Here is a 14,929-nt window from a genome sequence, read left to right on the forward strand (position 1 = left end):
TCTTCTGCAAACTCAAAGAGTTCAAGCGCATCGCCATGTGCGCCTGCAAAACCGACCACAGCTTCAAAGCATTCATCTACCTCGCAGCAGCCGTCATAAATTCCCGATGAATCCCCACAGACCCTAGGCTTATGCTAGTGCGCAAAGGCCAAATTCCGTACTAGTGCGAGAGCCTTCGCATTGATGGACGCAGCGTCCTGCGGCGTCTCGCTTTCAGAATAGCAGCGCAGCTCTGGGGCATTGCCACTAGGTCGCAAATGGATGATGTTCCCGCTGTCGAAACTGATCCGCAAGCCATCGGTGCTGTCGACCGCGATGGCTGCGCCTGCAAGATCGCCGAAAGTCTGACTAAGGCGTTTCAATGACTGATCGGCATCGCTGCACTGGAGATAGGCCAACAGCGCCTTGCTCTGTTCTGTCGGAAATTCCTTGATCCTGTCACTGAACGTGCAGCGAGAGGGCAATTGCGCCTGCAACCGTCCGATTGAAACGCCTTCACGCCTGGCAGCGACAATCACTGCGAGCATTGGCAAGACTGCGTCGCGGGTCGACAGCGCAGGCAAGGTACGCCCATCCACCATCACCGGCGTTCCAAGTATAAAGCCGCCGTTGGCTTCATAACCGCAAGCCGTGCCGCCTTGCTCTATGAACTGGTTCAGAGCCTCGATCACGAATGGGGAACCTATCCGCGTACGCGAGACGGCAGTGAACAGACCGGATCGTTCCAAGGCCGTATTGGAGCTAACCGGCGTCGCCACCTGTTCAATGCGGAGCGCATGAGCGCAAAGGATGCCTAATACATCCCCTCTTAACCATCGCCCTGTCTCGTCCGCGAGCAGTGGACGATCGGAATCGCCATCGGTCGAAAGGATGGCATCGAGACCGTATTGCGACGCCCAGTTCCGTGCCAAGGCCTCATCCTCAGGCCGGACGGCTTCGGTATCAACGGGAATGAAGGTTTCCGAACGGCCGAGCCGGACCACTTCGGCGCCCAGCTGTTCCAGGATCGCAACGAGAATATCTCGTCCCACCGCTGAGTGTTCATAGACACCGAGCTTCAAGCCCTTCAAGGCACCAGCCTCGAAAAATGTGAGGTAGCGGCCAATATAGGCACTCGAAGCGTCGACCGGATCAGGAAGAGTAGCAATGTCGCGCAGCATGGCCTTGCCATCAAAGATATCAGGCAGAGCGACGTCCTGCGCCTTCATCGCCTGCTCATCGGATTTCAACACTTCACCATCGGCGCGGTTGAACTTGATCCCGTTCCGATCATCCGGAATGTGGCTTCCAGTGACCATCATGGAAGGAATTTTCCTCTCGAAACCATATGCGGCGAGCGCGGGCGAGGGGATAAAACCCAGATTGTCAACAACGCCGCCCATGTGCCTCACAGCTGCCGCGCAAGCAGCCATGATGCGCGGTGAGGAAGGGCGTAAGTCTCCGGAAATGGCGACATGAGTCCCTGGCCCAAACTGACCCAATTCTTCCATGTGCTGCAGAAAGGCGCAGCTATAAGTGAAGCATACTAGGTCTGTCATGGCAGAGACGAGGCCCCGTGCGCCGCTGGTGCCAAAAGCCACCCCGGACATCGCCATGAGTTCGGAAACGGAAATCTGTTGCTCCATCATATTCATCCCAGACCATGTCACGGATCCTGACGCACATGCACGCCAAAAAGTACCAGGCTTTGCTGCAGCGCAACCAAGGCTGCTATTTCGCATTGAGATATGACAAGCGCATGAATGTCAATATTGGTGCGCGTCTGATCTTGTCCTCCGCAGGCGTTTGAGCCACTGCTATGGAGAATTGACGAATGCCGGGATTGCCTCGTTTAGATTGATAGCCTGTCCGGACATTGATATTGCGGCAGAGACATTCGATAAGCGCCCGCAGATCTTCATCATCAGTGCAATAGTATAACTACTTTTGATTTTAGTATGAAATGATATAGAACACAAGATCAATTTATAGATGACGACGCTGCGACGAGATCGATAGTCGATAATGGGCATGTTCCGCGAATCCCACCTTCCTCTAATGCTCATCGACCGCAAACTTCCTTGAAAATTTCATTTGAGAGTCAGTCCTCCGATGCCCTGTGGAACGATTACAATCACCCCCCCCCCTCCCTCTGAGATCGCGGGCCAACGCGTCTGAGGTATGCCCCAGACGCGTTGGCACCACCTCAAGCAAGCATAATGAAGGAGCAGAAATTTACCTCTGAGTGGGGACAATCAGGGGGGGGGCGCGTCAGCCGGAATCCGCCTCGGAGCGGTTGTCGCCGCGTTGTTTTACAGGCCGCTCCATCCCGACGGATGTAGGTGAACGCGCTATCCTTAATTTCGCACCGTCCCGCTCCGACTACAGCGAGTCCGCCTCTTAATGAACGATTTTTGCAGCTCACATCTTGTGCGTTGCAACATCACCTGTTAGCGTCGGCCCCAGTGATCGTACCTAGGAGTTAACTGCTAGTGACATGGCCGGCTTGTTCATTGGTCTGTTTAACCTAAGAAAATTTTCTCCTATTTTCCGTTTTTTGTGAGGTGATCTTGAAGATAGCGATCTTTGGAATGGGCTATGTTGGCTGCACCGCGGCCGCGTGCATTTCGAGCCAGGGCCACACCGTCGTCGGTATAGATGTGAGCTCGAAGAAGGTTGATGCAATCAACGCTGGTCTTTCGCCGATCCATGAACCTGGAATCGACGACCTGCTTGCTGCGGCCCACAAGGACGGCAGACTCTCAGCGGCAACAGAAGTTGGAAACCATCTGGACGATGCCGACATCGCCATCGTTTGCGTTGGGACGCCCAGTGGTCCTGATGGCGCGCACAATATGAGCTACATCGTACAGGTCACGCGCGCCATCGCAAACGCGGTGCGAGCGGATCGTGGCTCGCCTCTCACCGTGGCCTACCGTTCTACGATGCGGCCGGGTACCACAGACCAGATCATTGGGCCTATTTTCCGTTCGGCCCTAGGCGATGCCGCCGAACAGTTGGTGGAACTGGTCTACAATCCGGAATTTCTTCGCGAAGCCACCGCGATTGAAGATTATTTCCACCCTCCCAAGATCATCCTCGGCACGATCGACGGTGAGCCCTCCGCCAACATGGAGGCGCTGCACCACGGGATCGACGCACCAATTTTCCATGTGGGTATTCGCGAGGCGGAGATCACCAAATTTGTCGATAATACGTGGCATGCGGTCAAGGTCGCATTTGCAAACGAGGTCGGGCGCGTCTGCCAAAACCTCGATATATCGGCAAAGAAGGTACACGAGATCTTCGTGTCGGACACGAAACTGAACATCTCTCCGTATTATACTAGGCCCGGCGGTGCTTTTGGCGGATCTTGTCTGCCAAAGGATGTACGGGCCCTGCAGCACATTGCCGCCGACGTGGGCGCCAATGCGCATCTCGTGGACTCGCTGATGCGCACAAACGATGCGCACAAGCACCATCAGTTCACTTTCGTCACGCAAGGTTTGGAGAGCGGCGCGAAGGTTCTGCTGGTGGGGCTGGCATTCAAAGCCGACACTGACGACCTGCGCGAGAGCCCGGCTGTCGACATGGCACGAAAGCTACTCGAGGCGGGTTACGATCTGGACGTTTACGATCCCGCGCTGACACCCGATAATCTGGTCGGCCAAAACCTCGGGTACGCATATGCGTACTTGCCAACGATCAGTACACTTCTCGTTGACAAAGAAACTGCTGAAGCGAGAGAGTACGCCTTGGTAATTTCGACCAATCGTCTTACCAAGACATTGTCGCTCAAAACTACCGATATTGTCGATATAAGCTCTATTGCCTGAGAAGTCTTTCTATGTCTTCCATCGCAATTGAAAAAGAGCATGAGTTCCCGACGTATATCGAAGGGCAGCCCCTGGCGGGTAAAAAGGTTCTCATCATTGTTGAGAACCTTCCGCTGCCGTTCGATAGGCGGGTTTGGCAGGAAGCACGCACGCTGAAGGCTGCGGGAGCTGTAGTCTCTGTCATATGCCCTACCGGGAAGGGGTTCGAAAAGCGCTATGAGCTGATCGATGGGGTGCACATCCATCGTCATCCCTTGCCTCTCGATGCCTCCGGCGCACTAGGATATCTGGTGGAATATGGCGCAGCAATTTTCTGGGAGACGGTGCTCGCCTGGAAGATATTCTTCACCAGGGGTTTCGACATCATTCAGGGCTGCAATCCGCCAGACCTGATCTACTTGGTAGCCCTGCCGTTTCGGCTATTCGGTGTCAAATTCATCTTCGACCACCACGACATCAACCCAGAGCTTTACGAGGCCAAGTTTAACAAGAAGGGCTTTTTCTGGAAGCTGATGGTGCTTTCCGAGAAACTCACCTTTAAGTCAGCGACCGTGTCGATCGCCACGAACCAAAGCTATCGTGAGATAGCCATAGAACGTGGTGGGATGCCTGCAGATCGTGTCTTTGTCGTACGCTCCGGACCCGATCTGAGCCGACTAAAGCTCGTGCCGCCGGTAGAACACTGGAAGAAAGGCCGCGAATACCTGATCGGCTATGTGGGCGTGATGGGCGATCAGGAGGGTATCGACCTACTGATCGACGCCGCACACCATATCGTTTTCGATATGGGCCGGCAGGACATTCAGTTCTGTCTGGTTGGCGGTGGTCCCAGCCTTGCCTCGCTGAAAGCGCTTACGGACGAGCGCGGGCTGTCGGAGTATGTGACCTTCACCGGCCGTGCTCCGGATAAGGACCTGTTCGAAGTGCTCTCCACGATGGACGTCGGCGTAAACCCGGACCGGGTGAACCCGATGAACGACAAGTCGACCATGAACAAAATTATGGAATATATGGCGCTGGGCAAACCGATTGTTCAGTTCGATGTCATCGAAGGCCGGTTTTCGGCTGAAGATGCGTCACTTTACGCTAAGGCCAATGATCCTGTCGATATGGCGCATAAGATTGTCGACCTGCTTGCCGATCCAGAGGCAAGGCGGCGCATGGGTGCATATGGCCGAGCACGTGTCGAAAACGAACTGAGTTGGAACCATCAGGTGGAACCGCTGATAGCGGCCTACAAGCAAGCCCTCAGTTTAGAATGAAGCTGTTGGGTTTGTCTGGTTTGCATTTCAAAATGATAAGTCTTACTTAGAAAATAGAACGGTTGAAATTGTGGCAAAACAAATATTCATAGCTTGGATTGACTTTCAGCGCCGTGCTGAATCCATGAAAAGTTATTTTGGATTTGATTTGCACTATATTTGCAAGCCTTTCAACAATCCTTGGCTCAAGGTGCCTTCTTATATTGGGATGGCGTGGAAGACCATTTCACTTATTCGAAAAAGCAAGGCGGATGTTGTCTGGATCCAGATGCCCCCAACCTTCCTCTTGCATATCCTCGCGCTGAACCGTTTTATCGGGGGGCGCCGTCTGACGATCATAGCGGACTGTCACAATCGCGTGTTTCGCCCCCCGTGGAGTCAAGTTCCCGGTTTGATCGGGCAGCTCAACAACATCGACGTGGCGCTCGCGCATAATGCCGAAGTCTACCAGACAGCCATCGACTTTGGTGTCGATCCGGCAAAACTCATGGTCTTTGAAACGCGTCCAGCCCAATTAGTACGGCCTAACAGTATGCCTGCTCCACCCGAAGTTCCTGAGATCCTTGTTCCCTGTTCGTACAATCCCGACGAGCCGATCTCAACGCTTCTAGAGGCCGCACGGCAATCTCCGGATATCCGCTTTCTCCTGACCGGGAAAGTTGCGAAAGCAAAAGCCAAGGGGTTTGTAGACGCAGCGCCAGAAAATGTGATTTTCACAGGCTTCCTCGATAAGGATGCTTATGAGCGGCTGCTGTTCGGCTGCACTGCAATCCTCGGCCTCACTGAACTGGAAGGCATTCAGCTTAGCGTGGCGAACGAGGCGGTCGGTGCCGGCAAGGCTATGGTGCTGAGCGATACAGCGATTCTCCGAGAGCTCTTTGGTTCGGCCGCTCTGTTCGCGAAAAACGAACCGAACGCGCTGGCGGCAGCTTGCCGAGAAGCAATCGCGTCCGCGAGCGAGCTCAACGCCCGTTCGGCGACCTTGCGAGAGGCCCGCGAACTGCGATGGGAAGCCCAGGCTGAGGCCGTAAAGGCAAAGGCGAATCTGCTACACACAACCGCCTCTGCCAGTCATGCGCAAAGCGAAAGCACGATCGCATGATTCTTCGAAAAACTTATGTATCTCATCCACACCCGGGAGCTGGCACCTTGCATAAATGTGTTCTCGCAGTGATGGGAAGCTTACTGGTGTTTGGCGCGAACATACTGGCCTCACCGTTGCAGGCGCAGCCGCAGAAACTGGCGCATCTTAGCTGCAATCCGGAAGGCGGCGACAAGGATAAGGCGCCTTACACCAGCGCGCGCTTCGTGAATTTGCTTGACCACACCATGAAGCTCCAGATCGACGGCAACAACGAATCCAAGTCCGTTCCAACTTGCCTCAAGCAAAAACAGATCCGCGCTGGGTTTTACGCGCCGCAGCGCTGGCGCATGATCGAGGGCAACATGGTGTTTTCGATCGATCAAGGCGTCCATCGCAACCGCGTCGAACTGCGCGGGTTGGACGCAGACGCGACGTTCGAACAAGAACTTGTTGGCAGCGTGCAACTTAGGCGCGACGCGGAAACGTCACCAAAATATACGATCGCCCAGATCTACAGCAGGAAACCGCGATTTCCAGTTCTGCGCCTTGAATTCAATGCAAACCGGCAAGGCAAACGTGACCATGTCTGGGCCGTTTATCGAAACGGCATCGGCCCTAGGAATCAATCATACAAGTCGTTGGGTCCGGTATCGGGTGGCTTTGATAACTTCTCCATACGATTTGGTGAAGATAACGGCATTTACGCGACTTTTAATGGTGTGACTAAGTTTTTTGGCACGAACTTCCCGAAAGTTTGGCGCAGTCAGAATAATAGCATCCATTATAAGGCAGGCTGCTATCTCCAAAAAGCAGGAGATTGCGAAGCAAGATTTAAGGTCTTGCGGTTTCAACGCGTAATGAATGCGCGGATTGTCGATCAACCATTTGCGAAAAAATCTACTGGAAACACAACTGCAAAGGCGGGCATGGCTGGCTATGAAACGATTTGGGGAGCAACACGCCCCGCGCGGGACCATGCTCTCGATAGAGAGGCACTCCCCCAATAATGCGTACTTTTGCTCTTCGTGCACCGGAGCATTCGCGCGTGCCCCTTGTCAGGCTGAGTGAGCCCGGGAAGCCTACGATCCACCGCTTCTTCGACACCTCGCCGGTCAGTCCTTCGGGAAGATACGCCGCCCTGTTCGAGCTGCCACATGAACGCGATGTCCCACAACCCGGCGAGGCCGGCACAGTGGTGGTCCATGATATCTCGTCCAACAAAGTCCTCTGGCGTTCGCCGACCATCGCTTGGGACACCCAGCTCGGCGCTCAAGTGCAATGGGGATCCACCGACGAAGAGTTGTTCTTCAACCGGATGAACGCCGGCGATTGGGCCCCATATGGCGTCTGCGTCAACTTTCTCTCCGGGGCAGAGCGGCGCTATGATCGGGCCATTTACATGGTCAATGGCGTCAGTCGCCAAGCTCTGGCCCCCGATCTGATCCGCATCGCACATGTCCAACCGGGCTATGGCGTTGTCGTCCCGCCGGAACATCTTCCCAAGAACATTGGCTTTCCCGAGGACGACGGTGTCTGGTTAATCGACATCGACAGCGGTTCAGTCGATCTGATCCGCTCACTGTCCTCGATCGCCGAAGCCCTGCCGGAACATTTTGAGCGTTTCAGAGATCGCCCGGGCGGTCTTTACACGTTCCACACGAAGTGGAACGACCAAGGGACGCGCCTGATGGCGGTGCTCCGCTGGATCGAGGCGGGCGCAGAGCGCGGCCCCGCCGCCAGTTGTCTCGTGACAATGCGCCCCGATGGTAGCGAGCTAGCCATGGCCGTGGACTTCGCGGCATGGAAAGGTGGCCATCATCCCAACTGGTGCCCGGACGGTGAAACGATCGTCATGAATCTGCGGGATAAGTCACGCCGCCGGTCGTTCGCCCGGCCAAAGGCATTCCTGCAGAAGGCGACGAACAAGATCGGGTTTTTGAGGCGGCACGGCCTGCGCTACTTTTCAAATGCCGATATGCTTCACTTCATCCGATTCAATCATGACGGTGGCGAGATTGAGATCCTTGCGCCAAAATGCACCGGAACAGGCCACCCCAGCCTCTCTCCTGACGAAACCTATTTGATTTCCGATGCCTACTTGCGCGAACGCGGCTCCTATGGCGATGGCACGGTGCCAATTCGCAAGATTGACATCGGCACCGGGTTGGAGACAGAGCTGGTCCGCATACAGTCGCGACCTGAAGTACTCGGGCCACGCGCTGCCTTGCGCGTCGATCCACACCCGACGTGGACCAGCGACGGCAAAGGTCTGGTCTTCAACGGGATCGACGGGGGGGTCCGTCAGGTCTTTCTGGCGGAAATGGGATAAAGCGATGGCTGTGGCGCACATTCTTCCTACGAACCGCAATGAGGTTACCGAAGGTCAGAGCTTCTGGCTTGATGTCGTGCGTGGAATGGCGGCAATGCTTGTCTTATTGGCGCATACCCGAGCGCATTTCTTTGCTGGGTGGTCGGAGGGACTGCCAGGTGTGCCTAAGTTAATTCTTGCGCCCTTCTATATACTCACGGGGATGGGGCACGAGGCCGTCGTCTTGTTTTTCGTGATGTCCGGCTTGCTTGTAGGCCGCAGATTCAAGCCCGATATTGATGCCGCGACGGTCAACATGCGTAAGTACACCATTGACCGGCTTACCCGGATCTGGATCGTACTTATCCCGGCAGTTATCTTTTCGGTGATCGCCGCCTACATCCTAATCGCGATATACGGTTATTCATACTCAGGAACAACTGATCGTTGTCAGCCAAGAATCGGTGATATTTTGGGGACACTGTTGTTCCTGAACGAGGGCTACTTGCCCACAATCTGCTCCAATGGACCAGCATGGTCGATCCACTCGGAGATGCACTATTACCTGCTTTGGCCGCTGACCGTCTTCGCGGTATCACCGTCGACCAAAGGACGTACGCGCATCCTGTCCGGCACCCTGCTGGTAACGGTCATCGTTTGCCTCCTGCTGTTCGACTCGTTCGACGAGAAGAACACCCTGATTTTGGCTCCTATCTGGATTGCTGGGGCGTTTCTCAACCGCGTCCCTACGCTGCGGCTGCCTCTTTGGGTGTTAGGGGGCATTCTCGTTGCCACCATGGCGGCCCCCAGCTTCGGTGCATGGAAAGGGTTGTGGCCACTATCTGACTGTGCCATCGGCATAGCCGCGCTGCTCTTTTTTGCGCGGGCACGGGCAGCAACATTGTGTCCGAAGTCAGCGAAGCGGGTGGCCGCGTGGTTGGCTGGTATCTCCTTTTCACTCTACCTTACGCATATCATCATTGTCACAGGTATCAGGACGGTGCTTGAATATGGCGAGGGCTGGAGATTCCCAATCACGAATCTCACCCCCCAGGCCTGGTTGCTCTACGTAGGTACAGTCGGTATGGCGGTGGCCTTCGCCCAGCTGTTCTGGGGCTGTTCGAGGCGCATACGTCGGCGGCGCGGCGTTTCCTTCTTGGAGACAGAAAGCGTGGCTAATGCAGTGACATCTAGGCGTAACATGCCAATTTGTCGGCAGGTGCTTGCCTGCACGAAGGGCTTGGAAAATCACAACCGCAACCATGCGCTCGCCTCTAGGCCGGGGGCGGGTCCCAGGAACTCATTGCCTGCGAGGAACGGACTATCATGACTAGTACGACAGACCGAATGAGCGAAGCGCGGAGCCTCGTGCGTAAGCCATATGATTTCACAGTGAAAGAGGCTGCGGGCAAAACGCATATTCCCGGCCTCAATGGCATGCGAGCTATCGCGGTCATGCTAGTCATCATCGCTCATTACGGGTTTCAGGATGTTGTACCTGGTGGATTGGGTGTCACCATTTTCTTCTTCATCAGCGGCTTCTTGATTTGCACGTTGCTGCTGCGCGAGCAGGAGAAGAGTGGCACAATCGCCATAAAGGCGTTTTACGTTCGCCGATTCCTGCGACTAGCGCCGGAGATGTACGTTTTCGTTGGACTTACGGCTCTGTATTTTTTTGTCCGCGGGGTACCAGTTGAACTGGGCCGCGCCTTCGCCGCAGTCGCGTACTGGATGAATTACTACAAGATCTTCAACCTTTCGAGCGAAGGCAGTGGAATTCATTGGGGCCATTTGTGGTCACTCGCGGTGGAGGAGCATTTCTATCTGACCTTTCCGCTCCTTGTTCTGGCCCTCGTAAAAGTGCCCAAGCGGTTGATGCTCCTTTTGACGATCATTCTCATCGTCTGCCCGATTTACCGCGCATTCACACTTATCGAAAACTTCCCAGGGCACTACACGTATTATGCATCGGAGGCGCGTGCGGACTCTCTGGCTTACGGATGTTTGCTCGCCTGCCTGGCGCGTTATTCGGAAGGCGCGGTTGCATTGTTCAGGCGTTTTGCCAATCCAGCGCTTCCTCTCGGCATTTTGGTGTTGCTGGCCACGCTAGTCCTGCGCAATGAGTTCTTTCGGGAAACAATCCGATACTCACTGCAAGGCATTGGCATCGGAATGATTTTCATCGGCCTCTATTACGGGTCGCTCGGACCTGTGCTACTCGAATGGCTCGAGACCCCGATCGCTGACTGGCTGGGCAAACTGTCCTACGCCATCTATCTATGGCACTTCATTCTACTCAACGTCATCGATATGGAATTCGGCGTTGCTGACATGCGTGCGCTCCCCATGGGCCAACATCTGCTTTTGACTGCTGTCATGACCGTCATCAGCATCGCCCTGGCGCAAGCATCCTATTTACTTGTGTACCAGAATTTCGTGCGCCTTCGCCGCAACTGGGGGTCGCATGCAGCCTAACGAGCCCTACGCGATAACTGTCATTTCAGTACCGCTAAAACGGGCATAAGTATGACGATGAAGGTTACAATAAAATACTTCGCCTTCGTGTCGGTGGTCCTCGTCGCATGGGTTATCATCTACACTGGTGCCTTTACGCAGCAGATTCTCATTGGATCGGGCGTGAATTCATCTGAAACTCCCGTCGGGCGCCTGATCAATACGCTCCTCTACATTCCGCTCTACGGAGCCGGCGTCCTCTTCCTTCTCCAAGATGCCGGCAAACAGATAACTTCATATCTGCTTAAGCGCGCATTGCCGTTCTTAGCTTTTGCTATATACTCGCTTGTCATGTGTGCGTTTGCATATGATCGAATGCCATCTATTATTAATTCCGGACAACTCCTGCTAACGACCATAACGTCAATTGGCCTAGCCTTGGCGTTCAATAAGTACGGGTATGAACGGAAGATGGTGCAGGCATTTTCGTTCATATTGTTCATTTGCCTTATCTATATTATATTTTTTCCGTCGATGGGTCGCATGGGCGGTGTAGATTTCACGAATCTCACTGGGAAGCCCCAAGGGGTATTTGCACACAAGAACCGATATGCCGAGGTCGCATCAATTGGTCTAATCCTTGCCATCACTTGCGGTGCGCGGGTCAAAATACGCAACAAGGTCATTCTAGCCGCTCTAAGCGTCCTGGGGCTGGTGCTTGCAGAATCGACCGCGAAAGCTGCCGCCGCACTTGTCGCCATCGGTGCCTACATTCCTTGGCGACTGATGAGATCGAGCTTGACCGGACGCGTCGGCTTCATTGCCTTGATGGGTTATGTTGTGATCATCGCAGTCATTGTTGCCTCCCTCTCTATGGGTTTTTTTCTCGAAGCGCTCGGAAAGGATCCTACCCTGACCGGACGCACCGTAATCTGGGAGCACGCTAAGAACATGATTATGTTGCGCCCGTTGACCGGATATGGCGCAGCATCCATCTGGAGCACGCCGCTGGGCGAAGTTCCCGGCATGTCAAACTATAGGCCGCCCCATAGCCACAACCTGATTTTGGAAATGACGCTGCGCTATGGCTTGATCGGCGATCTGATCATTCTCTGGTGCTTGGGCGCGGTAATCCGACAAATTGTTCGGACTGATGACCGGGGCTTCAACCGGAATCTGCTTCTCGTATTTTTCATCTCTACGCTTGTCAGAGCGCCCTTCGACGTCGTTCTTTTCCGAGACAATGACCTGTCCTACTCGTTCCTCATGATCCTTTTTTGTTGCTCCTGTCTCGCAGGTTATGAACAACGCAGAGCAGAAGCGAGATCGGGACAGGGCAAACCGCGCGGCAAGGACAAGCCAAGACAAAAGAGGTTGTCGGACACACTAATGGGAGAGGATACTGTCGGCGATAGCGCCGCAGTGGGCCGGCAATGAAAATGCTCCGTAAGCTTCCCCTCGGAAAGTTGAAGTCAAGTCGCGGCGCGATACTCGTTGTCGGCCTGCGTATACTGGGAGCGATATTCACATACCTGAACGTCATTCTGCTTGCCCGTTGGCTTGATGGCACAGACTACGGGATTTTTACACTCATTCTATCGACCGCGACACTCGCGGGATTTGTGACGCGGTTCGGCACGGAGATTGCCATCGTTCGGTTCCTCGGCATGTATCGCGCTCAGGGCAAGCCCGCCCTGGCTGAAGGCGTCGTGCGAACGTCCCTCAAGATAACTCTTGTCGCCAGCCTCATTGTCGCACTCGTTTTCACTCTTGTCGTTTCATCGACAAGCGAGCTGAGCGATCGACTCTGGCTCTATTCGATCGCAGCGTTCCTGCTCTATCCCGCCTTTACGCAAAACGAAGTGCTGAGCGCCATTCTTCGCAGCTTTGGCGTGAATTTCGCAGCCTTGGCTCCGAAGGATATACTGTGGCGCGGATCGCTGCTTGCGCTGGCGATCTCGGGAATCTGGGCGGGACTGACCAGTCCCGACGTTCTCATGCTGGTGATTGCCGGTTCAGGCATCGTTATCACTTTGCTGTGCTTTTGGCAGTTCTTGCTGCAAAAGCGAGTACGCTCTCAATTCGCTATGGCCGCCCTCAAGCCCGAGTATGACATTCCGACTTGGCGCAAAAGCGCACTCCCATTGTGGTTCCTGCTTATCGCGCGCAACCTGGCCCGGACGGCTGATGTATTGATAGTCGGCGCATTGCTTAGTGTTCGTGAAGCAGGCATCTATTTCGCCGTGAGCCGCACCGCTGAATTGCTCGGATTTTTTCTGAGTTCCCTCAACCTTCTGGTCGGCCCTGCAGTAGCCCGAGGACATGCTAAAAACGACATTCAAGGTGTGCAACGCACTCTCTCGCTTGCTGCCTTGTTCTTGTTTGTTTCCACGTTGGGCGGGATGATCGTAATTGCCGTTTTCGGAAAATGGATCCTGAATGTTATGGGTTCTGAGTTTGCAAACGCGTACGTTCCGCTCATCATTATGTCGGTCGGCCAATGCATCAACGTCTTCACAGGAAGCAGTGGGGTCATCCTGAACATGACAGGTAACGAAGCTGCCAACATGCGAATTCTGGTTAGTACCATGATATTTTCTTTGGTCCTGCTTGCGATCCTCGCCACTAGCTATGGCCTGCTCGGGGCAGCTTGGGCCAGCGCCATAGGCATGACCACTTGGAATCTCGGGCTCTGGCTAGCGGCCAAGCGCCTGACACCCTACGAACCCTCGTGGATCGGCATTTTCAAGCTTGCCGCAAAGGGATAGTGAATGCGCGCGATCTTTATTGTCGGCTGCCCGCGATCAGGGACTACGCTATTGCAGAGCCTCTTGGCCTGCATTCCAGACACCACGACTTTCAAGGAAAGTCATCTGTTTTCCCGTTCGCTTCGGCATACCGGCCCAATCACCATAACGCGGCGCGATGTCGATAAGGAGATTGATCGCTTTTGGTTAGAGAACGCTCTGCCTGAAGCCAATCGTCCTGCGGCACAGCCGATGAGCACCAAGATCTGGCCGCACCGAACTGCCGATGCAGCATTTGAAGCCCTTGTCGCCGCCGCTCGAAGCCGGGGGAGCGGCATCTTCATCGAAAAGACACCGCGACATCTTCACTTCGTCCGGCAGATTGGCGAAGCAGGTGTTCGTGCGGGCGTTGACACTCGTTTTATCCATCTGGTGCGGGATGGCATTGCCGTGTCTGCATCGCTTGAGAACGCATCGAAGAATTGGCATCGAAGTCACGATCCTTATGCCGCTCTGAGGAGATGGCAAGACGACATCCGCCGCTCGGTCGCATGGCTTGGCCTGCCCGGCCATGTCTTTGTCAATTACGAGGATCTTTCCACCGAACCCGAAGCGGAATCTGTCCGGCTCGCTCAGGAACTAGGCGTATCACTGAGCAAGAATGATCTGGAAAAACGTTCCGAACGGCTGCTCAATATCGTCCGACCTGACGAAACCTGGAAGCTTGTCGACGACGGCTCGCAAGTGGCTCCATCCAAGCGATCCTATGAACATCTAAGCTCCGAAACTCTGGCACAACTGGAAGCGCAAATTGATCGAGCTGATTTTATGAAACTGAATACCTTCATAAAAGGTAATAATATAAAATAAATTATTATTATTAATTATATCCAAACAGGTCTCGCGTTAATATCTTATAATTCACATTCTCGACTTCACTGCTTATCCGATTGGCTGTGATAATATCGCTTCTTGCTTGAATGCATCCAGCTCGTGCACGACCTTGGAGCCGAAAAACACCTCTTCCTGCATCACCATCTCGATCCCCTTGGCCTTGATCCGTTTCATCATGCCTTGGATCGAAGACTGGCGGAAATGGACGCCTCGAAAAACCGGCTAATGTCTGGCTGAAGGCATAACGTGGCCAGTACGCCAGACGACGCTAAGCGAGAACATATCAAGAATGGCGTGAGGGCTGTTACCGCCGGAGGTCACTGAGTCCAAGTTGGTTCCACATCGATGTGAAGTCATAGGTGCCG

The 14,929-nt window shown here is 54.4% G+C and carries 12 protein-coding genes; 10 read left to right on the forward strand and 2 right to left on the reverse strand.

Annotation, left to right across the window (positions count from 1 at the left end; genetic code table 11):
• Positions 1–134 precede the first annotated feature (134 nt).
• On the reverse strand, positions 135–1,625 hold the full coding sequence (locus tag D6851_RS17130) for a phosphomannomutase (protein WP_120326075.1): 1,491 nt from the start codon (positions 1,623–1,625) through the stop codon (positions 135–137).
• Positions 1,626–2,543: 918 nt separating this feature from the next.
• Between D6851_RS17130 and D6851_RS17135 the strand changes: the two genes are divergently transcribed.
• The 10 genes from D6851_RS17135 to D6851_RS17175 all read left to right on the forward strand — a co-directional run bounded on the left by D6851_RS17135 (position 2,544) and on the right by D6851_RS17175 (position 14,540).
• Entirely contained in the window at positions 2,544–3,815 is a 1,272-nt protein-coding gene (locus tag D6851_RS17135) for a nucleotide sugar dehydrogenase (protein ID WP_238474178.1), read from the forward strand.
• An 11-nt stretch (positions 3,816–3,826) separates the two neighbouring features.
• Entirely contained in the window at positions 3,827–5,077 is a 1,251-nt protein-coding gene (locus D6851_RS17140) for a glycosyltransferase family 4 protein (RefSeq protein WP_120326067.1), read from the forward strand.
• Positions 5,078–5,147: 70 nt separating this feature from the next.
• Positions 5,148–6,179 carry a glycosyltransferase family protein gene (locus tag D6851_RS17145; protein ID WP_120326068.1) on the forward strand — a complete coding sequence of 344 codons (1,032 nt, stop codon included), beginning with the start codon at positions 5,148–5,150 and terminating at the stop codon, positions 6,177–6,179.
• Entirely contained in the window at positions 6,176–7,168 is a 993-nt protein-coding gene (locus D6851_RS17150; RefSeq protein ID WP_120326069.1) for a polysaccharide lyase family 7 protein, read from the forward strand. The genes D6851_RS17145 and D6851_RS17150 overlap by 4 nt, the downstream gene beginning before the upstream one ends.
• Positions 7,168–8,490, forward strand: coding sequence for a TolB-like translocation protein (locus tag D6851_RS17845; protein WP_183030165.1), 1,323 nt, complete (start codon positions 7,168–7,170; stop codon positions 8,488–8,490). Before D6851_RS17150 ends, D6851_RS17845 begins: the two co-directional genes overlap by 1 nt.
• A gap of 4 nt (positions 8,491–8,494) precedes the next feature.
• Entirely contained in the window at positions 8,495–9,799 is a 1,305-nt protein-coding gene (locus D6851_RS17155; RefSeq protein WP_183030166.1) for an acyltransferase family protein, read from the forward strand.
• Positions 9,796–10,944 (forward strand): acyltransferase family protein, encoded by a 1,149-nt coding sequence (locus tag D6851_RS17160; RefSeq protein ID WP_120326071.1) that lies wholly within the window; start codon positions 9,796–9,798, stop codon positions 10,942–10,944. Before D6851_RS17155 ends, D6851_RS17160 begins: the two co-directional genes overlap by 4 nt.
• Positions 10,945–10,995: 51 nt before the next feature.
• Positions 10,996–12,360 carry an O-antigen ligase family protein gene (locus D6851_RS17165; RefSeq protein WP_120326072.1) on the forward strand — a complete coding sequence of 455 codons (1,365 nt, stop codon included), beginning with the start codon at positions 10,996–10,998 and terminating at the stop codon, positions 12,358–12,360.
• Positions 12,357–13,691 (forward strand): oligosaccharide flippase family protein, encoded by a 1,335-nt coding sequence (locus tag D6851_RS17170; protein ID WP_120326073.1) that lies wholly within the window; start codon positions 12,357–12,359, stop codon positions 13,689–13,691. Before D6851_RS17165 ends, D6851_RS17170 begins: the two co-directional genes overlap by 4 nt.
• Positions 13,692–13,694: 3 nt before the next feature.
• Positions 13,695–14,540: a sulfotransferase family protein gene (locus tag D6851_RS17175; protein ID WP_120326074.1), complete on the forward strand. Its 846-nt coding sequence runs from the start codon at positions 13,695–13,697 to the stop codon at positions 14,538–14,540.
• Between the two features lie 72 nt (positions 14,541–14,612).
• Here D6851_RS17175 and D6851_RS18235 read toward each other — a convergent pair whose 3' ends face one another.
• Positions 14,613–14,741: a hypothetical protein gene (locus tag D6851_RS18235; protein WP_274379068.1), complete on the reverse strand. Its 129-nt coding sequence runs from the start codon at positions 14,739–14,741 to the stop codon at positions 14,613–14,615.
• Between the last annotated feature and the right edge of the window lie 188 nt (positions 14,742–14,929).

Origin of the sequence: Altericroceibacterium spongiae, assembly GCF_003610805.1 — a bacterium.
Lineage (GTDB): Bacteria > Pseudomonadota > Alphaproteobacteria > Sphingomonadales > Sphingomonadaceae > Altericroceibacterium > Altericroceibacterium spongiae.